Annotated in this window: 23 protein-coding genes; 22 read left to right on the plus strand and 1 reads right to left on the minus strand. The window is 64.6% G+C overall.

Annotated features, from left to right (window positions below):
- Position 1: 1 nt before the first annotated feature.
- From EAV90_RS07740 to mmsB, 13 genes are all read left to right on the plus strand, one after another.
- Complete coding sequence (locus tag EAV90_RS07740) at positions 2-979, plus strand: HEAT repeat domain-containing protein (protein WP_164936826.1); 978 nt, start codon at positions 2-4, stop codon at positions 977-979.
- A 134-nt stretch (positions 980-1,113) separates the two neighbouring features.
- On the plus strand, positions 1,114-2,286 hold the full coding sequence (locus EAV90_RS07745; RefSeq protein ID WP_129143061.1) for a fumarylacetoacetate hydrolase family protein: 1,173 nt from the start codon (positions 1,114-1,116) through the stop codon (positions 2,284-2,286).
- A 458-nt stretch (positions 2,287-2,744) separates the two neighbouring features.
- On the plus strand, positions 2,745-3,710 hold the full coding sequence (gene ytfQ / locus EAV90_RS07750) for a galactofuranose ABC transporter, galactofuranose-binding protein YtfQ (protein WP_129143062.1): 966 nt from the start codon (positions 2,745-2,747) through the stop codon (positions 3,708-3,710).
- A gap of 115 nt (positions 3,711-3,825) precedes the next feature.
- A complete protein-coding gene (locus EAV90_RS07755; RefSeq protein ID WP_129143063.1) occupies positions 3,826-5,367 on the plus strand; it encodes a sugar ABC transporter ATP-binding protein in 1,542 nt (513 codons plus the stop codon).
- A complete protein-coding gene (locus tag EAV90_RS07760) occupies positions 5,364-6,356 on the plus strand; it encodes an ABC transporter permease (RefSeq protein ID WP_129143064.1) in 993 nt (330 codons plus the stop codon). The genes EAV90_RS07755 and EAV90_RS07760 overlap by 4 nt, the downstream gene beginning before the upstream one ends.
- Positions 6,353-7,333, plus strand: coding sequence for a galactofuranose ABC transporter, permease protein YjfF (yjfF, locus tag EAV90_RS07765; protein WP_129143065.1), 981 nt, complete (start codon positions 6,353-6,355; stop codon positions 7,331-7,333). The genes EAV90_RS07760 and yjfF overlap by 4 nt, the downstream gene beginning before the upstream one ends.
- Complete coding sequence (locus tag EAV90_RS07770; RefSeq protein ID WP_122404032.1) at positions 7,330-8,106, plus strand: FadR/GntR family transcriptional regulator; 777 nt, start codon at positions 7,330-7,332, stop codon at positions 8,104-8,106. Before yjfF ends, EAV90_RS07770 begins: the two co-directional genes overlap by 4 nt.
- Complete coding sequence (locus EAV90_RS07775) at positions 8,103-9,029, plus strand: Gfo/Idh/MocA family protein (RefSeq protein WP_129143066.1); 927 nt, start codon at positions 8,103-8,105, stop codon at positions 9,027-9,029. Before EAV90_RS07770 ends, EAV90_RS07775 begins: the two co-directional genes overlap by 4 nt.
- A gap of 2 nt (positions 9,030-9,031) precedes the next feature.
- The gene (locus EAV90_RS07780) at positions 9,032-10,108 is read left to right on the plus strand and encodes an aldose epimerase family protein (protein WP_129143067.1); all 1,077 of its coding nucleotides are present in this window, start codon (positions 9,032-9,034) and stop codon (positions 10,106-10,108) included.
- Positions 10,108-10,986, plus strand: a complete 879-nt coding sequence (locus tag EAV90_RS07785) for an SMP-30/gluconolactonase/LRE family protein (protein ID WP_164936830.1) — start codon at positions 10,108-10,110, stop codon at positions 10,984-10,986. Before EAV90_RS07780 ends, EAV90_RS07785 begins: the two co-directional genes overlap by 1 nt.
- A gap of 71 nt (positions 10,987-11,057) precedes the next feature.
- Positions 11,058-12,128, plus strand: a complete 1,071-nt coding sequence (chvE, locus tag EAV90_RS07790; RefSeq protein ID WP_129143069.1) for a multiple monosaccharide ABC transporter substrate-binding protein — start codon at positions 11,058-11,060, stop codon at positions 12,126-12,128.
- A gap of 238 nt (positions 12,129-12,366) precedes the next feature.
- Positions 12,367-13,944 (plus strand): multiple monosaccharide ABC transporter ATP-binding protein, encoded by a 1,578-nt coding sequence (gene mmsA, locus EAV90_RS07800; protein WP_122404026.1) that lies wholly within the window; start codon positions 12,367-12,369, stop codon positions 13,942-13,944.
- Positions 13,941-15,131 (plus strand): multiple monosaccharide ABC transporter permease, encoded by a 1,191-nt coding sequence (gene mmsB / locus EAV90_RS07805; protein WP_129143071.1) that lies wholly within the window; start codon positions 13,941-13,943, stop codon positions 15,129-15,131. The genes mmsA and mmsB overlap by 4 nt, the downstream gene beginning before the upstream one ends.
- Before the next feature lie 114 nt (positions 15,132-15,245).
- On the opposite strand, the gene EAV90_RS07810 is transcribed toward mmsB, so the two are convergent.
- Entirely contained in the window at positions 15,246-15,671 is a 426-nt protein-coding gene (locus EAV90_RS07810; RefSeq protein WP_122404024.1) for a cupin domain-containing protein, read from the minus strand.
- 541 nt (positions 15,672-16,212) lie between these two features.
- On the opposite strand from EAV90_RS07810, the gene EAV90_RS07820 reads away from it, so the two are divergent.
- From EAV90_RS07820 to EAV90_RS07860, 9 genes are all read left to right on the plus strand, one after another.
- Positions 16,213-16,875: an HAD family hydrolase gene (locus EAV90_RS07820; protein WP_129143072.1), complete on the plus strand. Its 663-nt coding sequence runs from the start codon at positions 16,213-16,215 to the stop codon at positions 16,873-16,875.
- 7 nt (positions 16,876-16,882) lie between these two features.
- The gene (locus tag EAV90_RS07825; protein ID WP_129143073.1) at positions 16,883-17,833 is read left to right on the plus strand and encodes a sugar-binding transcriptional regulator; all 951 of its coding nucleotides are present in this window, start codon (positions 16,883-16,885) and stop codon (positions 17,831-17,833) included.
- Positions 17,834-18,148: 315 nt separating this feature from the next.
- Entirely contained in the window at positions 18,149-19,462 is a 1,314-nt protein-coding gene (locus EAV90_RS07830; protein WP_122404021.1) for an ABC transporter substrate-binding protein, read from the plus strand.
- Between the two features lie 90 nt (positions 19,463-19,552).
- The gene (locus tag EAV90_RS07835; protein WP_129143074.1) at positions 19,553-20,425 is read left to right on the plus strand and encodes a carbohydrate ABC transporter permease; all 873 of its coding nucleotides are present in this window, start codon (positions 19,553-19,555) and stop codon (positions 20,423-20,425) included.
- 1 nt (position 20,426) lies between these two features.
- Positions 20,427-21,257: a carbohydrate ABC transporter permease gene (locus tag EAV90_RS07840; RefSeq protein WP_129143075.1), complete on the plus strand. Its 831-nt coding sequence runs from the start codon at positions 20,427-20,429 to the stop codon at positions 21,255-21,257.
- A gap of 9 nt (positions 21,258-21,266) precedes the next feature.
- Complete coding sequence (locus EAV90_RS07845) at positions 21,267-22,274, plus strand: ABC transporter ATP-binding protein (RefSeq protein WP_129143076.1); 1,008 nt, start codon at positions 21,267-21,269, stop codon at positions 22,272-22,274.
- Positions 22,275-22,305: 31 nt separating this feature from the next.
- Positions 22,306-23,079, plus strand: coding sequence for an SDR family NAD(P)-dependent oxidoreductase (locus tag EAV90_RS07850; protein WP_129143077.1), 774 nt, complete (start codon positions 22,306-22,308; stop codon positions 23,077-23,079).
- 37 nt (positions 23,080-23,116) lie between these two features.
- The gene (locus EAV90_RS07855) at positions 23,117-24,763 is read left to right on the plus strand and encodes an FGGY-family carbohydrate kinase (RefSeq protein WP_129143078.1); all 1,647 of its coding nucleotides are present in this window, start codon (positions 23,117-23,119) and stop codon (positions 24,761-24,763) included.
- Positions 24,764-24,768: 5 nt separating this feature from the next.
- A complete protein-coding gene (locus EAV90_RS07860; RefSeq protein WP_129143079.1) occupies positions 24,769-25,704 on the plus strand; it encodes a carbohydrate kinase family protein in 936 nt (311 codons plus the stop codon).
- Positions 25,705-25,796 lie beyond the last annotated feature (92 nt).

Below are 25,796 nucleotides of genomic sequence, written 5' to 3' on the forward strand. Positions count from 1 at the left end.
CATGTCGAGCCCGTTCGAATCTTACGACGATCTAGAGGACGCCGACGAGCGGCTTCAGGCCGCCGATCCCGCCGAGCGCCGCGTCGCCATCATCGCGCTCGGCCATTCCGGCGATCCGGCAGCGGTCGCGCATCTCGCCAACTTGGTCGCAGATCCCGATGCGGGCGTGCGCCAGCAGGTCGCGATGGCGCTCGGGGAGTTCGATGGGCCGGAGGCCGCGAGCGCACTGGTCAAGCTGCTTGTCGACCCCGAAAGGATCGTTGCGGCAGCCGCGGCCGACAGCATGGCAGAGTTCAAGGATCCCGCCTGCGCCAAGATCATCCTGCCACTGGTGAAGCATGCCCACGCCTTCGTCCGTATGGGCGCGCTGCGCGCGCTCAAGGAATTACGCTGCAAGGACACGCTTAAGCCGGCGCTGGAAGCGCTCCAGGACACTGACGCCGCCGTCCGCGTGCAAGCGATCGGCGTGATCGGCTTTCTCAAGCTGGAGGAGTCCATCCCGGCACTAACGGCGTTGATCAACGACCCTGATGCTCATGTGCGCCGTGCCGCCGTGAGCGCGCTGGCGTTCTCGCAGATGAAACCTGCGGCCGAGACCATCACGCGCGCGTTGAAGGATGCCGACTGGATGGTGCGCGAGATGGCGGCCGAAACGCTGGGCCTCAATATCAACGGTTCGCTGGCCGCCGATCAACTGACCGTCTGCCTTGCCGACGAGTTCTGGCAGGTGCGGCTGAAGGCGATCCGCAGCCTCGGCAAGATGAAGATCGAGCGCGCGGTGCGGCCGATCGGCAATTGCGTCAACCACGACCAGGCGAACTTGCGGAAAGAGGCGGCCGCGGCGCTTGGCGAGATCGCCCATCCCGACGGCGAGGCGTTCCTGGCCGTCATCGCCGACGATCCCGATCCCGATGTGCGCAAGAACGCGCGCTGGGCGCTGCAGCAGATCGCGGCGCGAAAGGCGCGAGCAGGGGCATAAGAGGCGCGGGCGGCGGCATAGCGGCTCGTCGCGGCCGCTCTGGACTTCCCGCGCCAGACGTTTATTGGTCTTCGCCAATGGGACCGGCCGCCGCAAATGCGACCGATCCCAAAGAAACAGCGAGGACGCCGGCCATGACGAGTTTGACTGTGAAAGACCTTCTCCCCGAGGACGGCACGCGGGGAACATTGGCCGGCCGCGTCTGGCTGCCGCAGGTGAATGGTCCGGCCGTGGTCGCCGTCCGGGGCGACGGCGTCTTCGATGTTACCGCACGATTTCCGACCATCAGCGCGCTGTGCGAGGAGGACGATCCGGCCAAGGCGCTCGCTGCGACCAAGGGCGAACGCATCGGCGATCTCGAAGCCATTGTTGCCAATACGGCGCCCGATCGTCGCGATTCCAAGAAGCCGTGGCTGCTCGCGCCGGTCGATCTCCAGACCTTGAAAGCTGCCGGCGTCACCTTCGCGATCTCGATGTTGGAACGCGTCATCGAGGAGCGCGCGAAGGGTAATCCGGCCTCGGCCGAGGCGATCCGCAAAGAGGTGACGCGGTTGATCGGTGACGATCTGTCAAAACTCAAGCCGGGCTCGGACCAGGCGATGCACCTGAAGCAGGTGCTGATCGATCAGAACGCCTGGAGCCAGTATCTCGAAGTCGGTATCGGCCCGGATGCCGAAGTCTTCACCAAGGCGCCGACCCTGTCCTCGGTCGGCACCGGCATGGATGCCGGGCTGCATCCGAAATCGACCTGGAACAATCCAGAGCCGGAGCTTGTGCTGTTCGTCTCGAGCCGCGGCAAGATCGTCGGCGGTGCGCTCGGCAACGACGTCAATTTGCGCGACTTCGAGGGCCGTTCGGCGCTGCTGCTCTCGAAGGCCAAGGACAACAATGCGTCCTGCTCCATCGGTCCGCTGCTGCGCCTGTTCGACGACACCTTCACGCTCGACGACGCGCGCAAGCTCGATATCAGCCTGAACGTGACGGGCACTGATGGTTTCGTCCTCGACGGCCATTCCTCGATCAGCAAGATCAGCCGCGATCCGACCGATCTCGTCGCGCAGACCATCGGCAAGATCCATCAATATCCCGATGGTTTCGTGCTGTTCCTCGGCACCATGTTCGCACCCGTGAAGGATCGCGACGCGCCGGGGCAGGGCTTCACCCACAAGCGCGACGACATCGTCACGATCGCAGCGCCCCAGCTCGGCAAGCTCGTCAACCGCATGCGCACGAGCGATGAGTGCGAGCCCTGGACCTTCGGTATCGGCGCGCTGATGAAGAACCTGGCGCAGCGCAAGCTGATTTAGTGCTGCGGCGTTCGCCTCTCCCGCGTGCGGGGAGATGCAATAGGGTGAGGGGACTCTCCACGAGTCAATCTGCTTGAGCGACCCAGAGCTCCATGAGCGCAGCGAAGCAATCCAGAATCCGTCCGTGGAACGACTCTGGATTTGCTTCGCTGCGCTCGCAATGACGAGGAGGAGAGGTCGCGGGCTCGTCTGTCACCCTCCTCGCAGAGACTCACTCATCCCAACGGCCGCACAATCTCCTTCATCTCCGCGTTGCATCCCCGGAACAAAATCGCGCTTGGCGTGTCTTAGATTCGCCTATCGTTGCGAACGCGCATTTTCCTCCAAATAGTCAAATAATATGACTAGTCGGAACCCATCTTCCATGAAATAGTGCCCTCCGTCGGCCTACAGGCTGGCCTGAGGGTGCCATGATACCAATCGGCGCCCCGGATAAAACATCTTGGGAGACACGCCTGATGACCCCTAAAGTCCTCTTTGCGGCCAGCGCCATGGCCTCCTTGCTGCTCGCGCTGCCGGCCAGTGCCGGCCAGCTCACCATCGGCTTCTCGCAGATCGGATCGGAATCCGGCTGGCGGGCGGCCGAGACGTCGGTCTCCAAGCAGGAGGCCGCCAAGCGCCAGGTCAATCTCAAGATCGCCGACGCCCAGCAGAAGCAGGAGAACCAGATCAAGGCGATCCGCTCCTTCATCGCGCAGAACGTCGATGCGATCTTCCTCGCGCCCGTCGTCTCGACGGGGTGGGATTCGGTGCTGAAGGAAGCAAAGGAGGCCAAGATCCCGGTCGTGCTGCTCGACCGCGATATCGATCCTTCCGGCAAGGACCTCTATCTCACCGCCGTCACCTCCGATAGCGTGCACGAAGGCGAGGTCGCCGGCGAGTGGCTGGCGAAGACGGTCGGCAGCAAGGCGTGCAACATCGTCGAATTGCAGGGCACGGTCGGCGCCAGCGTCGCCGCCAATCGCAAGAAGGGCTTCGACACTGCGATTGCCAAGCATGCGAACCTGAAACTGGTGCGCAGCCAGACCGGCGACTTCACCCGCGCCAAGGGCAAGGAGGTGATGGAGAGCTTCATCAAGGCGGAAGGCGGCGGCAAGTCGATCTGCGCCGTCTACGCGCACAATGACGACATGATGGTCGGCGCGATCCAGGCGATGAAGGAGGCCGGCCTCAAGCCCGGCAAGGAGATCCTCACCGTCTCGATCGACGCGGTGCCCGACATCTTCAAGGCGATGGCCGCCGGCGAAGCCAACGCCACCGTCGAGCTGACGCCGAACATGGCCGGGCCCGCGCTCGATGCCATCGCGGCGTTCAAGGACAAGGGTACGGTACCGCCGAAATGGATCCAGACCGAGTCCAAGCTCTATACCGCCGCCGACGATCCGCAGAAGATCTACGACAGCAAGAAGGGCCTCGGTTACTGAGGCGGGCAATACGCCGGACTGCTTCCAGCGGTCCGGTCCCCCTTCGAAACCGCTGCGCGAACGAATAGGCTTGGCGTCCGCATCATCAGCGGACGCCGGTGGGAGTGACGTCGCGATGGAAAACAATTCCGATCCTGCTTCGCCGCTGCTGGAGGTGCGCGGGCTCAGCAAGAGCTTTGGCGCGGTGCGCGCGTTGCAGGAGGTCGACTTCACGCTCCGCGCCGGTGAGATTCATGCGCTGCTCGGCGAGAACGGCGCCGGCAAGTCCACGCTGATCAAGGTCGTCACCGGCGTATTCCCGCGCGATGCCGGCATTGTCAGGCTCGGTGGCGAAGAGGTCGCGCCGCGCTCGGCCAAGGCGGCGCTCCAGGCCGGCATTGCTACCGTCTACCAGGAGGTCAATCTGCTGCCGAACCTCTCGGTGGCGCAGAACCTGTTCCTCGACCGCCAACCGATGCGTTTCGGCATCGTGCGCGAAGGCGAGATGCGTCGCCGCGCCAAGGCGTTGCTTGCAGATTTCGGCCTCGATATCGACGTCACCGCGCCGCTCGGCAATTATTCGGTGGCGATCCAGCATGTCACCGCGATTGCCCGCGCGGTGGATCTCTCCGCGCGCGTGCTGATCCTGGACGAGCCGACCGCGAGCCTCGACCGCCACGAGGTCGAGATCCTCTTCGGCATCATGCGCGAGCTTGCCAAGCGTGGCATCGGCATCGTCTTCGTCAGCCACTTCCTCGACCAGGTCTACGAGATCTCCGACCGCATCACGGTGCTGCGCAACGGCCGCCTCGTCGGCGAGCGCGAGACCGCCTCGCTGCCGCGGCTGGAATTGATCCGGATGATGCTCGGCCGCGAGCTGGCCGAGACCACCAGCGTGCGGGCTTCCGCCACCGAGCATGGGGCGCGCGAGATCTGCGCGAGCTTCAAGGGTTACGGCAAGGCCGGCTATATCGCGCCCTTCAATCTCGAGCTGCGCCACGGCGAGGTCGTTGGTCTTGCCGGATTGCTCGGCTCGGGTCGCACCGAGACGGCGCGGCTGGTGTTCGGTGCCGAGCGCGCCGATGGCGGAGAGGCGAGGGTGGAAGGCGCGACGGTGCGGTTGCAGTCACCGCGCGACGGCGTCCGCCATGGTTTTGGCTATTGCCCGGAGGAGCGCAAGACCGACGGCATCGTTGCCGAGCTCAGCGTGCGCGAGAACATCGTGCTCGCGCTCCAGGCCAAGCGCGGCCTGCATCGCCCGCTGTCACGCCGCGAACAGGATGAAATCGCGCGCCGCTACGTCAAGATGCTCGACATCCGCCCGTCAGATCCCGAACGCCCGGTGGGGCTCCTCTCCGGCGGCAACCAGCAAAAAGTGCTGCTGGCGCGCTGGCTCGCGACATCACCGCGGCTCCTCGTCCTGGATGAACCTACGCGCGGCATCGATGTCGGCGCGCATGCCGAAATCATCCGCCTGATCCGCGAGCTCTGCGATGATGGGCTTTCACTGCTCGTGATCTCATCGGAGCTCGATGAGATCGTGACCTATTCGGATCGCGTCGTCGTGCTGCGCGACCGGGCCCATGTCGAAGAGCTCGCGGGCGAGGCGATCGACGTCGGCAACATTCTCGCCGCCATCGCCGCCGACGACGCCGCGATGCAGGAGGCCGGAGCATGACAGCGCTGCTGCCGCGCCGCGGCCTCGCCCAGATCCTCGCGCTGATCGTCATCCTCGCAGTCGATCGCGTGGTGTCGCCGCAGTTTTTCGACCTGCGCCTCCAGGACGGCCGTCTGTTCGGCAGCCTGATCGACGTGCTCAACCGCGGCACGCCGGTAGCGCTACTCTCGCTCGGCATGGTGCTGGTGATCGCGACGCGTGGCATTGACCTCTCGGTCGGCGCGGTCATGGCGATCTGCGGTGCGATCGCGGCGAGCCTTGCCGACGGTCACGGCCTCCCGGTGGTGTTGGCGGCCACGCTCGGCGCAGGCCTCGTCTGCGGCCTCTGGAACGGCTTTCTCGTCGCGGTGCTCGGCATGCAGCCGATCGTGGCCACGCTCATCCTGATGGTCGCGGGTCGCGGCATTGCCCAGCTCATCACCGAAGGGCGGATCGTGACGTTCTCCTCGCCGGATCTTGTCTGGCTCGGCAATGGGTCGGTGCTTGGCCTGCCAGTGCCGATCGTGATTGCCTTGGGCATGCTGATCCTCACCGGTGCAGTCGTGCGCGGCTCCGCGCTCGGGCTGCTGATCGAGGCGACCGGCGGCAATGCACGGGCGAGCGAGCTCGCCGGTGTCGGCACCCGCGCGATGATCCTGGCCGTCTATGTCTGGTGCGGCGTCTGCGCCGCGCTCGCCGGCGTGATCGCGGCGGCCGATATCATGGGGGCTGATGCCAACAATGCCGGCCTCTGGCTCGAGCTGGACGCGATCCTCGCCGTGGTGATCGGCGGCACCTCGCTGTTCGGCGGCCGCTTCAGTCTCGTGCTCGCAGTGCTGGGCGCGCTGATCATCCAGACCATGAACACCGGCATCCTGTTGTCGGGCTATCCGCCGGAGTTCAACCTGCTGGTCAAGGCGGTGGTGGTGCTCGCCGTGCTGCTGCTGCAATCGCCGAAATTCTCCGGTCTCGCCGGGATCGCCGCGCGGCTGCGGAGGACCAAGGCATGAAAGGCCTGCCGCCCGTCCTTATCACCGCCATCGTGCTCGTCGCGGGCTTCGCAGCTTGCGCGGTGCAATTCCCCAACATTGCCTCCACCCGCGTCGTCGGCAATCTCCTCACCGACAATGCCTTTCTCGGCATCGTCGCGACCGGCATGACATTCGTCATCATCTCCGGCGGGATCGATCTGTCGGTCGGCTCGGTGATCGGTTTCACCACCGTGTTCGTTGCGCTGGCGATCGAGCGCTGGGGCGTGCCGCCGCTGGTCGCCGTCGTCGCCATCCTCGCGCTGTCAGCCGCTTTTGGCGCTGCGATGGGCACGGTCATCCATGTCTTCGACCTGCCGCCCTTCATCGTGACGCTGGCCGGCATGTTCCTCGCCCGCGGCGCAAGCTTCTTGCTGTCGACGGAATCGGTGCCGATCACCGCGCCGATCTATTCCACCGTGTCGGACTTCGCCTTACGGATGCCCGCGGGTGGGCGACTGACCGCCATCGCCATCATCATGCTCGCGATCGTGATCGGCGGCGCCTTGCTGTTGCATCTCACCCGGTTCGGCGCCAATGTCTATGCGCTCGGCGGTAGTCGCACGACCGCGAGCCTGATGGGCGTTGCCGTCGGCAAGATGACGATCAAGATCTACATGCTGTCGAGCCTGCTCGCAGGGATCGCCGGCATCGTCTTCTCCTTCTACACCAGCGCCGGCTACTCGCTCTCCGCCGTCGGCGTCGAGCTCGACACCATCGCCGCCGTCGTGATCGGCGGCACGCTGCTCACGGGCGGGCAGGGCTCGGTGATCGGCACCTTCCTCGGCGTGCTGATCCAGGGCCTGATCCAGACCTACATCAATTTCGACGGGACGCTGTCGAGCTGGTGGACCAAGATCGCGACCGGCGTGCTGCTGTTCGCTTTCATCGCCTTGCAGCAGGGGCTGGTCGTGCTTGCACGCCGGACGGTGAGGAAGAGCGCAGGAGCAGCCACATGACCTCACGCATCGTCGTCATCCCGACGCGGCGGGCCCACTCCAATCATGCGGAGGTGGCCCGTTCGATCGGCGTCGACATCATCGCCGGCCGCTATGCGGAAGGCACGCGCTTGCCGGGTGATGCCGAGATGATCGCGATGTTCGGGGTGTCGCGGCCGGTGCTGCGCGAAAGCGTCAAGACCCTGGTCGCCAAGGGGCTGCTCACCACCAAGGCGCGCGTCGGCACCGTCGTGCGCGAGCGCGGCGCCTGGAACATGTTCGATGCCGACGTGCTGGCCTGGCACCTGGATGCCGGCATCGACAAGCGCTTCCTCAACGACCTCGCCGAGATCCGTCTCGCGGTCGAGCCACGTGCGGCCATGCTCGCAGCGGCGCAGCGGTCCGAGGAGGATCTGGCCGAGCTCCGCCGCAGCATGGAGCGCATGCGGCATGAGGCGTCCGACTCGGTGGGCTTTGCCGATGCCGATCTCGCGCTTCATGTGGCCGTGGCGCGCGCCTCCGGCAATCTGTTCATGCGCTCGATCGGGCATGTCATCGAGGCCGCGCTGCGCGCCTCGTTCCTGCTCAGCGCCCCGGTCGAGGCGGAGGACCGCGACACCGTGCTGCTTTGGCATCAGAAGATCGTCGATGCCATCGCCGCGGGCGATGCGGACGCCGCCTCCGAGGCCATGATCTATGTCATTCATAACGGCATGCGCCGCCACGAGGGCACGGTGATCGAGACCGCACCGGCCGAGCCGCTGCCGTCGGCAGATACTGGAGAACAAGCGTGACAGACCTTCGCATCGCCATCGTCGGCTTCGGCAAGATCGCGCGCGACCAGCATGTCGGCGCGATCGCGGCGACCCCGGGCGCGACGCTCGCGGCGGTGGCGAGCCGCAATGCTTCGCTTCCGGATCTGCCGCATTTCGCTACCGTCGAGGAGCTGCTGGAAAAAGGTCCGCCGATCGACGCGGTGTCGCTCTGCACGCCGCCGCAGGTGCGCCGCGCCCAGGCCGCAGCCGCGCTCGCCGCCGGCAAGCATGTCATGCTGGAGAAGCCTCCGGGCACCGGCGTCGCCGAGCTCGATCCGCTGATCGCGATGGCGGCGGGTGCGAAGCGGACACTGTTTGCGACCTGGCATTCGCGCTATGCGCCGGCGGTCGAGCCGGCGCGGCAATGGCTCGCCGAGCGCCGCATCGCCTCCGTGCACATCAGCTGGAAGGAAGACGTCCGTGTCTGGCATCCCGGGCAGGGCTGGATCTGGGAGCCAGGCGGTCTCGGCGTGTTCGATCCCGGTATCAATGCGCTGTCGATCCTGACCAGGATTCTGCCAAAGCCGGTGTTCGTCACCGCGGCCGAGCTGGCCTTTCCGGCGAACCGCCAGGCGCCGATCGCGGCGAACCTGACACTGACGGATATCAACGGTCTGCCTGTGACCGCCGAGTTCGATTTCCGCCAGACCGGTCCGCAGAGCTGGGATATCGTTGTCGAAACCGATCAGGGCCGGCTGGCTCTGTCCACCGGTGGCGCGCGCATGACTGTCGACGGCAAGGTGCTTGCCGAGGCGCCCGATGAGGAATATCGCGCACTCTACCGGCGCTTCGTCGAGCTCGCGGCGACCGGCGCAAGCGACGTCGACCTGACGCCGCTTCGTCTCGTCGCCGACGCCTTCCTGCTTGGCAAGCGCACGATCGTCGAACCGTTTGTGGATTGAGCATGGCCGCATCAAAGGTCACGAGAGACGTTTTCGGGACGTTGCCGGATGGCCGCAGGGTCGAGCGCGTCGTGCTGCGCGGGGAGGGCGGCTTCGAGGCGCGCATCATCAGCCACGGCGCGGTGTTGCAAGCGCTGATCGCGCCGGATGCCAAAGGTGGATACGACGACGTCGTACTCGGCCATGACGCGTTTGCCGGCTACCTCGCCGAACGAAAGTTTTTCGGCGCCACGGTCGGCCGCTACGCCAACCGCATCGCCAAGGGGCAGTTTTCGCTTCATGGCGAGACGGTGCAGCTTCCCGTCAACAACGGTCCCAACGCGCTGCACGGCGGCCTGGATGGTTTCGACCGCAAGCTCTGGGAGATTGCCGCAATCGAGGAGGGCCCCGAGCCCGCGGTGACGCTCACTTATACGAGCCCGCATGGCGAAGAGAACTATCCCGGCCGGCTCGACGTGCGCGTGACCTATCGCGTCACCGGTCCAGCCGAACTGTCGCTCGTCATGGAGGCGCGGACGGACCGAACGACCATCGTCAACCTGACCAACCACAGCTTCTTCAACCTGGAGGGCGCGACGTCGGGAACGTCCATTCTCGATCACGAGCTGACCGTCGCCGCAGACCATTTCCTGGCCATTGATGCCACCGCCATTCCGCTGCCGGAGCCGGCGCGCGCGGTTGCCGGCACGCCGTTCGACTTCCGCAGGGCCCGGCCGGTCGGCGAGCGGATCCGTGAGAACGATCAGCAATTGCAAAACGGCAGGGGCTACGATCACACCTACTGCCTCGGGCGCGATGGCAAGCTTGCGCTCGCGGCGCGGCTCGAGGCGCCGCGCTCCGGGCGCATCATGGAGCTGTTCACCGATCAGCCCGGACTCCAGGTCTATTCCGGCAACTATCTCGACGGCACCATTTCGGGCAAGGGCGGCAAGCTCATCCGACAATCGGACGCGATGTGCCTGGAGCCACACATCTGGCCTGATGCGCCGAACCGGCCGGACTTCCCGAGCCCGCGCCTTGATCCCGGCGGGACGTATCGCCATCACACGGTTTATCGATTTTCGGCGAGGTCGCCATGATGGAACAGGTGCCAACCACTGTCCTGTCGCACCATCCTTGCCATCTCGGCGAAGGTCCGACCTATGACGTGACCACCGATACGGCCTGGTGGTTCGACATCCGTGAAGGGCTGCTGTTCGAGGCTCGGATCGGCAGCGGCGGCGTTCGTGTCCACGCACTCGACCGGATGGCGAGCGCGCTCGGACGCATCGATGCCGAACGCCAGTTGATCGTCGCGGAGGACGGGCTCTACATTCGAACGCTCGCCGACGGCGCGATGACACTGTTCTGTCCGCTCGAAACGGACAATCCGGCGACGCGCTCAAACGATTGCCGCGTGCATCAATCAGGCACGTTCTGGATCGGCACCATGGGCAAGAGGGCCGAGCCGCAGGCGGGCGCGATCTACGCGCTCCATCGGGGGAGGATCTCGACGCTGTTTCCGGGCATCAGCATTCCAAATTCGATCTGCTTCTCGCCTGACGGCGCCACCGGCTATTTCACCGACACTCCGCGCGACGTGCTCTATGCCGTGCCGCTCAATCCTGCGACCGGCCTGCCGCGCGGCGAGCCGGAGGTGCTGTTGCGCCACAGCGGCATCGGCGGCCTTGATGGCTCAGTGTGCGACGCTGATGGAAGGATCTGGAATGCCTGCTGGGGGGCGAGCCGGATCGACGTCTATTCTCCGCAAGGCGAGCGCCTACGCTCGTTGAGCGTGCCCGCAATACAGGCAAGCTGTCCCGCCTTCGTCGGCCCCGATCTGTCGCGCCTCCTCGTCACCTCGGCCTGGCAGGACATGGACGCGGCCGCGCGCGCCGCCGATCCGCAAGCCGGCTGCACTTTTCTACTGGAGGCATCCGCGCGCGGACGCGCGGAACCCGACGTCAAGCTCGCATAGGAGACCAGAGGCAGCCCACCACCACGTTCTCGACGCTACGAAGAAGACAGTGAAACACAAGGGAGTGAAACATGTTGAAACTGAAGACGACGTTTCTCGCGCTGGCGCTGGCCGGTGCTGCCACGATGGCCGCAGGCGCGCCCGCCTCCGCCCAGAAGGCGACGGTCGGCATCGCCATGCCGACCAAATCCTCGGCGCGCTGGATCGACGATGGCAACAACATGGTCAAGGTGCTGAAAGAGCGCGGCTACAACACCGACCTGCAATATGCCGAGGACGACATCCCGAACCAGCTCTCGCAGGTCGAGAACATGGTGACCAAGGGCGCCAAGGCGCTGGTGATCGCCGCGATCGACGGCACCACGCTGTCCGACGTGCTCAAGCAAGCCAAGGCCAAGGGCATCACCGTGATCGCCTATGACCGCCTGATCCGCGGCACGCCGAACGTCGACTATTACGCGACCTTCGACAATTTCCAGGTCGGGGTGCTCCAGGCGCAGTCGATCGAAAAGGGGCTCGGCCTCAAGGAAGGCAAGGGTCCCTTCAACATCGAGCTGTTCGGCGGCTCGCCCGACGACAACAACGCCTACTTCTTCTATAACGGCGCGATGAGCGTGCTGAAGCCGTATATCGACAGCGGCAAGCTCGTCGTCGTCTCCGGCCAGATGGGCATGGACAAGGTCGCAACCCTGCGCTGGGACGGCGCCACGGCGCAGGCCCGCATGGACAACCTGCTCAGTGCCTACTACGGCAACAAGAAGATCAACGCCGTACTGTCGCCTTATGACGGCATCTCGATCGGCATCATCTCCTCGCTGAAGGGCGTCGGCTATGGCAGTGCCGACCAGCCGATGCCTGTTATCTCGGGCCAGGACGCCGAAGTGCCCTCGATCAAGGCCATGCTGCGCGGCGACCAGTATTCGACCATCTTCAAGGACACCCGCGACCTCGCCAAGGTGACCGCCGACATGGTCGACGCCGCGCTTGCCGGCAAGGAGGTCACCGTCAACGACACCAAGACCTATGAGAACGGCGTCAAGACCGTGCCGTCCTATCTGCTCAAGCCGGTCGTGGTGTACAAGGACAATTGGGAGAAGGTGCTGGTCGACAGCGGCTACTACAAGAAGTCGCAGTTCCAGTAAGACTCTCTCTTTCCCCTCTCCCCCGCTTGCGGCCGCTTGCGGGGAGTAGGGTTTCCACACGGGCAATGGTTGCTATGCACTCCGTCATTGCGAGCGCAGCGAAGCAATCCAGTCTGCCGCCGCGGAAATAGTCTGGATTGTTTCGCTGCGCTCGCAATGACGATGTGGATGCAGTGATATCATTCAATCTCTCCCCGCGCGCGGCGAGAGGCGAAGTAAGCAAGGGACACCAAAGCCAATGACCGCCATGCTGGAGATGCGCAACGTCAGCAAGAGCTTTGCCGGTGTACAGGCGCTGCGCGACGTCAACTTCTCTGTTCATGCCGGGCAGATCCACGCCCTCGTCGGCGAGAACGGCGCCGGCAAGTCGACGCTGATGAAGGTGCTGAGCGGCGTCTATCCGCACGGCAGCTACGAGGGCACAATTGTCTTCGAGGGCGAGGAGCGCCGTTTCCGCGACATCAACGATTCCGAGGCGCTCGGCATCATCATCATCCACCAGGAACTGGCCTTGATCCCGCTGATGTCGATCGCGGAAAACATCTTCCTGTCGCATCCGCCGTCGAAGCTCGGCGTGATCGATCGTGACGAAGTGTACCGGCGCACGCGCGAGCTGCTGGCGCAGGTCGGCCTAAGGGAATCGCCTGATACACTGATCACCGATCTCGGAGTCGGCAAGCAGCAGCTCGTGGAAATCGCCAAAGCACTGTCCAAGCGCGTGCGGATGCTGATCCTGGACGAGCCGACCGCGAGCCTCAACGAGGCCGACAGCGCCGCGCTGCTCGAACGCCTGAAGGCGTTCCGCGAGCAGGGCATCGGTTCGATCCTGATCTCGCACAAGCTGAACGAGGTCGCCAAGGTCGCCGACCACATCACCGTACTGCGCGACGGCCGCACCGTCGATAGCATCGACTGCCATGCCGAGCCGATCCAGGAAGACCGCATCATCCGCAGCATGGTCAATCGCGATATGGCGCATCGTTTCCCGGAGCGCAGCGTGAAGATCGGCGAGCCCGTGCTCGATGTCGCGAGCTGGTCGGTCTATCACCCCATTCATCCCGAGCGGCAGGTGATCAAGAACGTCAATTTCAGTGTCAGGCGCGGCGAGGTCGTGGGCATCGCCGGCCTGATGGGCGCCGGCCGGACCGAATTCGCGATGAGCCTGTTCGGCCGTTCCTGGGGCACCAATATCAGCGGCAGCCTCCGCCTCGAGGGCAGGGAGATGGCCCTGCCGAGCGTCGCCGCGGCGATCGACGCCGGCCTCGCCTATGTCACCGAGGACCGCAAGCAGCTCGGCCTGATCCTCGCGGACGATGTCCGCAAGAACATCACGCTTGCGAGCCTCGACCAGGTCGCGCCCGGCCGCGTGATCGACGACATCGCCGAGCTGAAGGTCGCCAGCGACTACCGCAGCAGGATGCGGATCCGCTGCTCCGACGTCTACCAGGAGACCGGCCAGCTCTCCGGCGGCAATCAGCAGAAGGTCGTGCTGTCCAAATGGCTGATGACCGACCCCAAGGTTCTCATCCTGGACGAGCCGACGAGGGGTATCGATGTCGGTGCCAAATACGAGATTTACTGTATCATCAACGAGCTCGCGGAAGCGGGCCGCGGCGTCGTGGTGATCTCCTCGGAAATGCCCGAGCTGCTCGGCATCTGCGACCGCATCTGCGTCATGAACGACGGTGCCTTTGTTGGGGAGTTCAGGGGATCGGAGGCGACGCAGGAGAAGATCATGCGCGCCATCATGCGCAACGAACGAAGCATTGGGAACGCCGCGCCAGCGGCCGCGGAGATGGGAGGATCGCAGCCATGACCGACAAGACGGTGTCGCTGCCCGAGGAGCGCCGGCACGGCAGCTTCATCAAGAACAATTTGCGCAACTACGGCATGCTGATGTCGCTGGTCGCGATCATGCTGTTCTTCCAGGTCGTGACTGGCGGCACGCTGCTGCAGCCGCTCAACCTCACCAATCTGGTGCTCCAGAACAGCTACATCGTCATCATGGCGCTCGGCATGCTGCTGGTGATCGTCACCGGCCATATCGACCTCTCGGTCGGCTCGGTCGCGGGCTTCATCGGCGCTGTCGCCGCTGTTCTCATGGTGACCCACAAGGTCGATTACACGCTTGCCTTCATCGCCTGCCTGCTGGTCGGTGCCGCCATTGGCGCCGCACAAGGCTATTGGGTGGCCTATTTCAAGATTCCGTCCTTCATCGTCACCCTGGCGGGGATGCTGGTGTTCAAGGGGCTGGCGCTGGCGGTGTTGCAGGGCCAGTCGCTAGGCCCGTTCCCGCCGACCTTCCAGAAATTGTCCTCCGGCTTCATTCCGGAGCTGCTGCCCGAGGCCGGCACGCTACACCCGACGTCCATGCTGATGGGGGCGGTGCTCGCGCTCGGTCTCGTCTACGCCAGCACCAAGGGCAGGTCGCGCGAGCAATCGCACGGCATCGAGGTCGAGCCCTACGCTTTCTTCCTCGGCAAGAGCATCCTGCTGGCGTGCGCCGTGCTCTATTTCACGTATCTGATCGCATCGCATCGCGGCCTGCCCAACGTGCTGGTGATCATGACCGCGCTGATCGCGCTCTACGGTTTCGTGACCCGTCGCACCGTGATCGGCCGGCAGATCTATGCGGTCGGCGGCAACGCCAAGGCGGCAAGCCTGTCGGGCATCAAGACCGAGCGGCTGACCTTCCTGACCTTCGTCAACATGGGCGTGCTCGCCGCCCTCGCCGGCCTCGTCTTCGCCGCGCGCCTCAACACCGCGACGCCCAAGGCCGGCCTCGGCTTCGAGCTCGACGTCATCGCCGCCTGCTTCATCGGCGGTGCCTCGGCCTATGGCGGGGTGGGGCGGGTCGGCGGCGCCGTCGTCGGCGCCATGATCATGGGCGTGATGAACAACGGCATGTCCATCCTCGGCATCGGCATCGACTATCAACAGGTCATCAAGGGCCTGGTGCTGCTCGGTGCGGTGTGCATCGATGTCTATAACCAGCGGCGATGAGGCCGTCGTCGCCCGGATGGAGTGAAGCGCATTCCGGGTTCTGTCCGCTCGGCGAGACTGTCCCGCATTCCGCTGCGTTCCATGCGGCCAGCCCGCTACTGCGTCGTAAACAGCTCAAGACTGCAGCACTGGTACCAATCCGTAGCGCAGCATCGTCTCCTTCATCTTTGCCGGATCGGGCGTGCCGGCGGCGAGCAGGACCGCCATTTCCTTGAAATATTTAGGACCAAGCGCGCCGGGGGTGAGTATGCACAGGCAGGTCGCCGGCCGGGCTGAACGATTTGTAAAGCCGTGCACCACGCCGCGCTTGATGAACGCGGTCTCGCCCGGCGCCACGTCGACGTCCATTCCATCGATCCGCCAGGTCGAGACGCCGCTTAGTCCATAGATCGTTTCGTCCCAACGATCGTGATAGTGAGGGATCGGCATTCGCGCGTTCGGCTGGAGGGTCATCTCGAACAGATCGAGAGCGCCGGCAGTGTCGTCCTTGCTCCGGAGAAAAGTCAGCTGCAGCCCACCAAGATTGATGATCTCAGGCATAGCGAACTCATTGGGTCGTGTGCGGTAGCGAACTTTACCGCGTTACGGCGATGAGCCGAAGCGCTCTGTTGCCGGAATGGGCTGCGACGCCCGACGATTATGCGTCGTGAAGAGCACCACGGCGATGGCAACCGAAAGGCTCATCGCCGAGACCGTTGCCACCGTCGATAGCACCCCCATTCGCCGGAGCGCGATGGCGAATGCGATGATAGTGGGGGCGCGGTCATCGGCCCGATTTGTGCATCGCTCATATCGTCGCCTGGAACTCAATTGATCCACGTTAGGGCGGAAGGACCAGCGGGACGTTGCGATAGCGCAAACGCGCCTCCGGCCGGATGCATTGTTTGTGCGGCGACAAAGTCGGAACCGCACCGGTGAGATATCTGTTCGGCGTCTTTGATGTGGAAGGCAGATGTCGGCGACGGATTGCGAGCAACGAGAGGCCGGCTGGGAATCCTCGAAGATCTCCCCGGCGATCCCATGATTCAACATCGGCTTCTGAGCTATTGCTCACCTGCTGAGTATATGATCGAATGGCCGGATGGACCAAGGCCGGCCAAAACCCGATCTGATCATCTTCGATTGTGACGGCGTGCTCGTCGACAGCGAGCTCTTGAGCTGCCGCTGCCTGTCCGAGGTGCTGGCCGAGTTCGGTTTCGCGCTCAGCGAGGAGCAAGCGCTCGAACTGTTTCTTGGACGCAGCACCAAGGCGATCGAGCAGCACTACCGCGATCTCGGCCAGATCGTGCCGGATGGCTTCCTGCCGCGATTGAAGTCACATGTGCTGGAGACGTTTGCTGCCTCGCTCGAGCCGATCCCCGGGGTGGAGGCGGTGATCTCGGAGCTGACCGTGCCGTTCTGCGTGGCCTCGTCCAGCGACATCGACCGCGTATCGCTCTCGCTCGACGTCACCGGTCTTCGCGCACATTTCGGCGATCGGCTCTACACCGCGCAGATGGTCAGGCACGGTAAGCCGGCGCCCGATCTCTTTCTCCATGCGGCCGAGAACATGCGCTCGCCGCCCTCACGCACGCTGGTGATCGAGGACAGCGTCAGCGGTGTGCAGGCGGGCAAGGCGGCCGGAATGACCGTCTGGGGATTTGTCGGCGGCGGCCATTATCGCACCGGCGACGGCCACGCTATATTGTCCGCCGCCGGGGCCGATCGGGTCTTCGCGCGCATGAGCGATTTCTGGAAGGTGTGAGCCCCGCATGGCGGCCGAGAACGACAAGTCGAAACTCGACGACGCTGCGCGCGCCGGCTGGCTTTACTTCATTGCCGGCCACACTCAAGACGAGATCGCAAAGATGCTCCAGGTCTCGCGCGCTTCGGCGCAGCGGCTGGTCTCGCTGTGCCTTGCCGAACGTCTCATCACCTTCCGGCTCGAACATCCGATCGCCGCCTGCATGGAGCTGGCGGCGCGTCTGAAGGAGCGGTTCAAGCTCGTTCATTGCGAGGTGGTGCCGGCAGATCCTGTCGCGCCGCAGGCCAATGCGGGCATCGCCGAGCGCTGCGCCAATCTGCTCGATGCGACGCTGCGCTCGGAGACGCCGGTCATCGTCGCGCTCGGCACCGGCCGGGCCGTGCGCGCCGCGGTCGAGCGCGTCACGCCGATCGACCGGCCCAATCACCAGATCGTCTCGCTGGTGGGCAATATCTCCGCCGACGGCTCGGCCAGCTTCTACGATACCGTCGGCCGGCTCGCCGACCGCACCGGGGCGCGGCACTATCCGATGCCGCTGCCGTTCCTGATGTCGTCGGAGGACGAGCGCAATAGGATGGTGCGCATCGAGCCGATCGCGAAGGTGAAGGCAGTCGCGGCCAAGGCGGATTTGCGCCTCGTCGGCATCGGTCAGATGGACCAGAAGGCGCAGGTGCATATCGACGGTTTCGTCACCCGGGACGAATTGTTCGAGATGATGCGTCTGGGGGCCATCGGCGAGATCACGGGCTGGGCATATGATGCCAAGGGCCGCCTGCTCAAGGCCGGCACCAACAAGCGCCTCACCAGCATTCCGCCGGAAGTGCCGGCGAAGACCACGACGATCGGCGCCGCGGTTGGCGCCGCCAAAGTGGCGGCGATCGCTGCGGCACTGAACGGGCGGTTGATCAATGGGCTGATCACGGACGAGGCGACAGCAAGGGCGATCTTGGAGCGATAGGGCGTTTACGCCTCCGGCGTGCATACGAGGCGGGAAGTCCCTCTGCCCACACCGCTGTCATCGTCCGCGAAGGCGGACGATCCATTACGCCGCGGGCCCACTTGAGGCAAATCAATAGACGACGCGGAGTACTGGATGCGCCGCCTTCGCGGGGTATGACGGCTATGAGTGAAGCGACACCTCGTCCCTCCCGCACCGCAGCACTCATAAGTTGCTTGAACGCTCGCGCGCCTGCTTGACAACTGTCTTCCTTGGGCTGAACATACGCTCAACGCGTGGGCATATGCTCAAAACGCGACTCTTAGGGAGGTCACCGTGAAACACGTCCTGGGCGCCGTCTGCGGCGCGTCTTGCCTGCTGCTGGCCGTCCCCGCGATGGCCGAAACGACCCTGACCATCGCCACCGTCAACAATGGTGACATGATCCGCATGCAGGGGCTGACGGGGGAATTCACCAAGAAGAATCCTGATATCACCGTAAAATGGGTGACGCTGGAGGAGAACGTGCTGCGCCAGCGCGTCACCACCGACATCGCCACCAAGGGCGGCCAGTTCGACGTCCTCACCATCGGTACCTACGAGGTGCCGATCTGGGCCAAGAAGGGCTGGCTGGTGCCGCTGGCCAATCTCGGCGCCGATTACGACGTCGCCGACCTCCTGCCCAAGATCAAGGATGCGGTCTCGTTCGACGGCAAGCTCTACGCCGCGCCGTTCTACGGCGAGAGCTCGATGGTGATGTACCGCACCGATCTGTTCGAGAAGGCCGGCCTGAAGATGCCGGAAAAGCCGACCTGGGATTTCGTCGTCGACGCCGCCAAGAAGCTCACGGACAAGAGCGCTGGCGTCTACGGGATCTGCCTGCGCGGCAAGGCCGGCTGGGGTGAGAACATGGCGTTCCTGTCGGCGATGGCCAATTCCTACGGCGCGCGCTGGTTCGACGAGAAGTGGGAGCCGCAGTTCAACACGCCGGAATGGAAGGCGACGCTGACGACTTACGTCAATCTCATGAAGGAAGCCGGCCCGCCCGGCGCGAGTTCCAACGGTTTCAACGAGAATCTGGCACTGTTCAACGCCGGCAAATGCGCGATGTGGATCGACGCCACGGTCGCGGCGTCCTTCGTCACCAACCCGAAGGACTCCATGGTCGCCGACAAGGTCGGTTTCGCGCTCGCGCCCAACACCGGACTTGGCAAGAACGCCAACTGGCTGTGGGCCTGGAATCTCGCAATCCCCGCCGGCTCCAAGAAGACGGAAGCCGCCGAGAAGTTCATCGCCTGGGCAACCAGCAAGGACTACACCAAGCTTGTGGCATCGAAGGAGGGGTGGGCCAACGTGCCGCCGGGCACGCGCACCTCGCTCTACCAGAACCCCGACTATCTGAAGGTCGCGCCGTTCGCCAAGCTGACGCTGGCCTCGATCGACGCCGCTGATCCCAACAAGCCGACGGTGAAGCCCGTTCCCTACGTGGGTGTGCAATACGCCGCGATCCCAGAATTCCAGGGCATCGGCACCCAGGTGGGCCAGCAATTCTCCGCGGCGCTCGCGGGCTCCACCACCGTCGACGCGGCGCTCTCGGCCGCCCAATCCGCAACCGAGCGCGAGATGAAGCGCGCCGGCTACATCAAATGAACCCGAGCTCTTCCTCCTGAGCTCAGACTCGCGGCCATTCGTCCGTCCCCGGATGGATGGCCGCCTTCTTCCCCAAGAGGAGAAGTCAGGATGGCAACCCGGCAGACGCAGTTTCTTGCGCGCTCGCTGCTGACACCTGCGGTCGGGCTGCTCTTCATCTGGATGATCGTCCCGCTCGCCCTGACGATCTACTTCTCGACACTGCATTACAGCCTGCTCGACCCCGGCTCGGAATCGTTCGTCGGCCTGGAAAACTTCCGCTACTTCCTCACCGATCCCGCTTTCCTGGCCTCGCTCCAGAATACGCTGGTGCTCGTTGGCTCCGTGCTGGCGCTGACCATCCTGCTCGGCATTCCCCTGGCGCTGCTGATGGACCAGCCCGTGATCGGGCGCAATTTCGTGCGGCTGATGGTGATCGCCCCGTTCTTCGTGATGCCGACGGTGAGCGCGCTGGTCTGGAAGAACCTGTTGATGCATCCGGTGTCGGGATTGTTCGCCTGGCTCACTTCGCTGTTCGGCCTTACGCCGATTGATTGGTTCAACGATGTACCGCTGCTTGCCGTCATCCTGATCGTGACGTGGCAATGGCTGCCGTTCGCGACGCTCATCCTGCTGACGGCGCTGCAATCGCTCGACGAGGAGCAGAAGGAAGCCGCCGAGATGGACGGCGCCAGCGCGGTCTCGACCTTCATCTACGTCACGCTGCCGCACCTCGCGCGGCCCATCACGGTGGTGATCCTGATCGAGACGATCTTCCTGCTCACCGTATTCGCCGAGATCTTCGTCACCACCGGCGGCGGGCCGGGCTTGCAAACCACCAACATCGCGTTCCTGATCTATTCGCAGGCGTTGATCCAGTTCGACGTCGGCAGCGCCTCCGCGGGCGGCCTCGTCGCGGTGGTGATCGCCAATGTCGTCGCCTTCTTCCTGGTCCGTATCGTGGGCCGCAATTTGGAGGCCTGACATGGCACGGATGGCGACGACGCGGCGGGTGGCGATATCGACGGCGGCGGCCTGGCTGTTCGGCTTCCTGATCTTCTTCCCGATTCTGTGGATGGGGCTGGCGAGCTTCAAGACCGAACTCGAGGCATTCGCGGTACCGCCATCGTTCCTGTTCTTCCACTGGACCATGGAAAACTACGCTACCGTGCAGGAGCGCAGCGACTATCTGCACCACGCCATGAACTCGATCATCATCGCCGGCGGCTCGACGCTGATTGCACTGTTGATCGCCATTCCCGCGGCGTGGTCGATGGCGTTCTCGCCGACCAAACGTACCAAGGACGTCCTGCTCTGGATGCTCTCGACCAAGATGATGCCGCCGGTCGGCGTGCTGGTGCCGATCTACCTGATCTACAAGTCCTTCGGCCTTCTCGATTCTCGCATCGGCCTCGTCTTTATCCTGTGCCTCGGAAACCTGCCGATCGTCATCTGGATGCTGTTCACCTATTTCAAGGAGATTCCGCGCGACATTCTGGAGGCCGCACGCATGGATGGCGCCACCATCGGCCGTGAGCTCATCTACGTGTTGACCCCGATGGCGATCCCGGGACTCGCCTCAACCTTGCTGCTGAACCTGATCCTGGCCTGGAACGAGGCGTTCTGGACGCTCAATCTGTCGACCTCGAGCGCCGCGCCACTCACCACGTTCATCGCCTCCTATTCGAGCCCGGAAGGATTGTTCTGGGCCAAGCTGTCGGCGGCCTCGACGCTGGCGATCGCACCCATTCTCGTCCTCGGTTGGTTCAGTCAGAAGCAGCTCGTGCGCGGGCTCACCTTCGGCGCGGTGAAGTAGAGGGGGATCATGGGTCAGATCACACTTCAGGGCGTACAAAAATCCTTCGGCCCGGTGCACATCATCAAGGGGGCCGACCTCGATATCGCCGATGGGTCCTTCGTTGTGTTCGTCGGTCCCTCCGGCTGCGGCAAGACCACACTGCTGCGGCTGATTGCGGGGCTCGAGGACGTCAGCGGCGGCAAGATCCTGATCGACGGCAAGAACGTCGTCGACACGCCGCCGGCAAAACGGGGGCTGTCGATGGTGTTCCAGTCCTACGCGCTCTATCCGCATATGAGCGTGCGCGGCAATATCGGTTTCGGCCTCAAGATGGCCGGCCTTGCCAAGGACGAGATCAACCGCAAGGTCGAGGCCGCCGCCGCGACGCTCAACCTCACGCCCTATCTCGATCGCAAGCCACGCGAGCTATCCGGCGGCCAGCGCCAGCGGGTCGCGATCGGCCGCGCCATCGTGCGCGAGCCCAAGGCGTTTCTGTTCGACGAACCGCTCTCCAATCTCGACGCGGCGCTGCGCGTGCAGATGCGCATCGAGGTGACGCGGCTGCAGAAGCAACTCGGCACCACCGCGATCTACGTCACCCATGACCAGGTCGAAGCCATGACCATGGCCGACAAGATCGTCGTGCTCAACGGCGGCAAGATCGAACAATATGGCTCACCGTTGGAGCTTTACGAGCGGCCCGCCAATCTCTTCGTCGCCGGCTTCATCGGCTCGCCCAAGATGAATTTCGTCACCGGCGAGCCTGCTTTGCACAAGGGGGCAGCGACGATCGGCGTCCGGCCGGAGCACCTGAAAATCGAGCGCGACGGCGCTGGCGGCTGGCAGGGCACTATCGCAGTGGCCGAGCATCTCGGTAGCGACACCTTCCTTTACGTCGATGCCGGCGCGCTCGGCATGCTGACGGCGCGCTACATCGGCGAATTGAGTCTGCACGCCGGTGACCGCGTATCGCTGGTGCCGGACCCCGCGCGCATCCACCGCTTCGACGAGAACGGCAACGCTCTTCGGAGCTGACAAGAAACGGCAAGAAAACGGAAAGACGATCATGTACCTGGAAAAATTCAAGCTGAACGGCAAGACCGCGTTCATTACCGGCGGCGGGCAGGGCATCGGCCTTGGCTGCGCCGAGGCGCTGGCCGAGGCCGGCGCCCGGGTCATCATCGGCGACCGTGACGGCAAGGTCGCTGACAGCGGGAAAGCCAGCCTGAAGGCAAAGGGTCTTGACGTCGAGACCGCGGTCATGGACGTCACCGATACCAACCGTGTGGCCGAAGTCGCGAACGACCTCGTCGCCCGCCACGGCAAGGTCGACATCCTCGTCAACAATGCCGGCATCGCCCGCAGCGAGACGCCCGCGGAGACCGTCACCGACGAGCACTGGCTCAACGTCATCGACGTCAATCTCAACGGCACGTTCTGGTGCTGCCGCGAGTTCGGCAAGCACATGCTGAAGGCTGGAAGCGGCGCCATCGTCAATGTCGGCTCGATGAGCGGCTTCATCGTCAACAAGCCGCAGGAGCAGTGCTTCTACAACGCCTCCAAGGCTGCCGTGCACCATCTGACCAAGTCGCTCGCCGCCGAATGGGGCGCGCGCGGCATCCGCGTCAATGCGGTGGCCCCGACCTACATCGAGACGCCGCTCAACGCCTTCGTAAAGAGCAATCCCAAGATGTACGACGCCTGGATCGGCGGAACCCCGATGGCGCGGATGGGGCAGGTCGAGGAGATCGCTTCCGTCGTGCTGTTCCTCTCGTCGGAGGCCGCGAGCCTGATGACCGGCAGCATCGTGCTGGTGGATGGCGGCTACACTTGCTGGTAGGCTCCCGTCGAGACTGACGAAGCGACCGGGAGCGACAATGCCGCGAGCGTATATCGGCGTCGATGTAGGGACCACGAGCACGCGGGCAGGGGTATTTGACGAGGCTGGCACGCTGCTCGCGATGGCGCGTCATCCGATCCGGGTGTGGCACGAGGCCGGCGATATCGTCGAGCAGTCGTCACAGGACATTTGGGAGGCCTGCGCGGCATCGGTGCGCGCGGCTATGGCGGAGGCTGGCATTACGCCCGATAGCGTCGGCGGTATCGGCTTCGACGCTACCTGTTCCTTGGTTGTCCTCGATCGGCATGGCGAGCCGCTCACCGTCAGTGGATCCGGCGACAGGCAGCGCAACGTCATCGTCTGGATGGACCATCGCGCCATCGCCGAGGCGCGGCTGATCAACGAGACCGAGGATGCGGTGCTGCGCTATGTCGGCGGCTCGATCTCACCCGAGATGGAAATGCCGAAGCTGCTGTGGCTGAAGCGGCATCTGCGCACGAGTTTTGACGCAGCGGGCCATTTCTTCGATCTCGCGGACTACCTGACCTGGCGCGCGACCGGCTCGCTGCAGCGTTCGACCTGCACGGTCACCTGCAAGTGGAACTACCTCGCCCACGAGGGCGGCGGCTGGAGCGCGCCATTCTTCAAGCGCATTGGTCTGTCCGACTTTGTCGCCGAGAATTATGCGCGCATCGGCATCGAGATCGTCGCCCCCGGCACGCGGCTTGGGGCAGGGCTGACCCGAACTGCCGCGGCTGAACTCGGCCTGTCACCGGGCACGCCGGTCGGCGCCTCACTGATCGACGCCCACGCCGGCGGCGTCGGGGCGATCGGCGGACGCGATGGGGCGGGCGAGGTGACCGACGTCTGCGACCGTCTCGCCTACATCATGGGAACGTCGGCGTGCATCATGGCGACGACGAAGGAGCCATGCTTCGTGCAAGGCGTGTGGGGGCCTTATTATTCCGGCATGGTCCCGGACCTCTGGCTCAACGAGGGTGGCCAGTCGGCGGCGGGCGCGGCGATCGACCATCTCCTCAAGTCGCACCCCGGTTTCGGCGAGGTGAGCGCGGTCGCGCGCAGCGAGGGCCTCGATCTCATCGACTTCCTCGAGCGCCGAATCATCGCGCGCGCAGGCGATGCCAGTCGCGCTGCGCTGCTGGCGCGTGACGTCCACGTCCTGCCGGAATTCATCGGTAACCGCTCGCCCTATGCCGACCCGGACACGCGCGCGGTGATCGCCGGCCTCGATCTCGACACCGACATCGGTTCGATGGAGCGGTTGTTCGTCGCCGGCCTCTGCGGTCTTGCCTATGGGCTCGCCGAGGTGATCGAGGCTTTTGCCGCTCATGGCGTGCGCTCGAACATCATGATCATGGGCGGCGGCGCCAGCCGGAGTCCGCTGGTGCGGCAGATCATGGCCGACACGACCGGCCTTACCGTCGCGCTGCCGCAGACGAAGGAGCCGGTGCTGCTCGGCGCCGCCATGCTCGGCGCCGTCGCCGGCGGTGCCTATGCCAACATCGGCCAGACCATGGCCAAAATGTCGGCGCTGGGACGCAAGAGCGAGCCGACCGCGCCCGAGATGGCGGCGTTTCATGCCCGCAAGCGCGAGGTCTACAAGCTGCTGCGAGAGGTCGACCAGGGGAGCCGCGCGGCGATGCGCAGCGTCGCGAGAGGTTGAAAGACATGCTGATTGCCTGCGGCGATGCGCTGATCGATTTCGTGCCGACGCGAAATGCGGAAGGTCGCGAGGCCGTTATGCCCGCCGTCGGCGGCTCCTGTCTCAACGTCGCGATCGGTATGGCGCGGCTCGGCGCGCCGACCGGCTTCGTCGGCGGCGTTTCGACCGACCTGTTCGGGCGGATGATCGCCGATCATGCAACCGCCTCCAGCGTCGACCTCGGTCTTGCCACCCGCAGCGATCACCAGACCACGCTCGCCTTCGTCCGCATCGTCGCGGGCGAGTCGCACTACGCGTTCTACGATGCCGAGACGGCGACGCGGAACTGGACGTACCGACGCGGGACAATTCCGCTCGACACGGTTGAAGCTCTCCATGTCGGCTCGACCACGCTGGTCAACGACCGGGGCGCGGCGGAGACCACAGCTCTGATCGCGGATGCGCGCGCGTTCTCGACCATCTCCTTCGATCCGAACTGCCGACCGAATCTCGTCAAGGACAAGCCGGCCTATCTCGCCCGCATGGCGGAGTTCGCTGGGCATGCTGATCTCATCAAGATGTCGGACGTCGATTTCGCCTATCTCTTTGGCGACGAGCCCTATCAGCAGCGCGCGAGCGCGCTGCTCGCGCAGGGCACGAGCCTCGTCGTCGTCACCAGGGGCAACCATGGCGCCGTCGCTTGGCATGCAGGGGCGGGGCAGATCGAAGTCGCCGCCCCCAAAGTCGAGGTCGCCGACACCATCGGCGCGGGCGACAGCTTTCAGGCGGCATTGTTGTTCGCTCTGCACAAGCAGGGGCGCATTGCCCGGCAAGCCTTGAAGGACGTCGGTGCCGACGAGCTTCGCCGCGCGCTGTCCTTCGCGGCCAATTGCGCCGGCCTCACTTGCACCCGTCCGGGCGCCGATCCACCCTGGAGCCACGAGGTCAGCTGGAGGTGGTAGTCGGCGCAAGGTTTCGCGATGCCGCGATCGACGACGGCCATGCACCGATCGAAATGGACAGATGGGCTGCGCGCTGGCAAGGTCTGTACACC

This window comes from Bradyrhizobium vignae (assembly GCF_004114425.1).
GTDB classification, from domain to species: Bacteria; Pseudomonadota; Alphaproteobacteria; order Rhizobiales; family Xanthobacteraceae; genus Bradyrhizobium; species Bradyrhizobium vignae.

Bases quoted from the DNA above. Each gene is read 5' to 3' on its own strand.
- EAV90_RS07740 (WP_164936826.1), top strand. From the start codon at position 2: ATGTCGAGCCCGTTCGAATCTTACGACGATCTAGAGGACGCCGACGAG.
- EAV90_RS07745 (WP_129143061.1), top strand. From the start codon at position 1,114: ATGACGAGTTTGACTGTGAAAGACCTTCTCCCCGAGGACGGCACGCGG.
- ytfQ (WP_129143062.1), top strand. From the start codon at position 2,745: ATGACCCCTAAAGTCCTCTTTGCGGCCAGCGCCATGGCCTCCTTGCTG.
- EAV90_RS07755 (WP_129143063.1), top strand. From the start codon at position 3,826: ATGGAAAACAATTCCGATCCTGCTTCGCCGCTGCTGGAGGTGCGCGGG.
- EAV90_RS07760 (WP_129143064.1), top strand. From the start codon at position 5,364: ATGACAGCGCTGCTGCCGCGCCGCGGCCTCGCCCAGATCCTCGCGCTG.
- yjfF (WP_129143065.1), top strand. From the start codon at position 6,353: ATGAAAGGCCTGCCGCCCGTCCTTATCACCGCCATCGTGCTCGTCGCG.
- EAV90_RS07770 (WP_122404032.1), top strand. From the start codon at position 7,330: ATGACCTCACGCATCGTCGTCATCCCGACGCGGCGGGCCCACTCCAAT.
- EAV90_RS07780 (WP_129143067.1), top strand. From the start codon at position 9,032: ATGGCCGCATCAAAGGTCACGAGAGACGTTTTCGGGACGTTGCCGGAT.
- EAV90_RS07785 (WP_164936830.1), top strand. From the start codon at position 10,108: ATGGAACAGGTGCCAACCACTGTCCTGTCGCACCATCCTTGCCATCTC.
- chvE (WP_129143069.1), top strand. From the start codon at position 11,058: ATGTTGAAACTGAAGACGACGTTTCTCGCGCTGGCGCTGGCCGGTGCT.
- mmsA (WP_122404026.1), top strand. From the start codon at position 12,367: ATGACCGCCATGCTGGAGATGCGCAACGTCAGCAAGAGCTTTGCCGGT.
- mmsB (WP_129143071.1), top strand. From the start codon at position 13,941: ATGACCGACAAGACGGTGTCGCTGCCCGAGGAGCGCCGGCACGGCAGC.
- EAV90_RS07810 (WP_122404024.1), bottom strand. From the start codon at position 15,671: ATGCCTGAGATCATCAATCTTGGTGGGCTGCAGCTGACTTTTCTCCGG.
- EAV90_RS07820 (WP_129143072.1), top strand. From the start codon at position 16,213: ATGGACCAAGGCCGGCCAAAACCCGATCTGATCATCTTCGATTGTGAC.
- EAV90_RS07825 (WP_129143073.1), top strand. From the start codon at position 16,883: ATGGCGGCCGAGAACGACAAGTCGAAACTCGACGACGCTGCGCGCGCC.
- EAV90_RS07835 (WP_129143074.1), top strand. From the start codon at position 19,553: ATGGCAACCCGGCAGACGCAGTTTCTTGCGCGCTCGCTGCTGACACCT.
- EAV90_RS07840 (WP_129143075.1), top strand. From the start codon at position 20,427: ATGGCACGGATGGCGACGACGCGGCGGGTGGCGATATCGACGGCGGCG.
- EAV90_RS07845 (WP_129143076.1), top strand. From the start codon at position 21,267: ATGGGTCAGATCACACTTCAGGGCGTACAAAAATCCTTCGGCCCGGTG.
- EAV90_RS07850 (WP_129143077.1), top strand. From the start codon at position 22,306: ATGTACCTGGAAAAATTCAAGCTGAACGGCAAGACCGCGTTCATTACC.
- EAV90_RS07855 (WP_129143078.1), top strand. From the start codon at position 23,117: ATGCCGCGAGCGTATATCGGCGTCGATGTAGGGACCACGAGCACGCGG.
- EAV90_RS07860 (WP_129143079.1), top strand. From the start codon at position 24,769: ATGCTGATTGCCTGCGGCGATGCGCTGATCGATTTCGTGCCGACGCGA.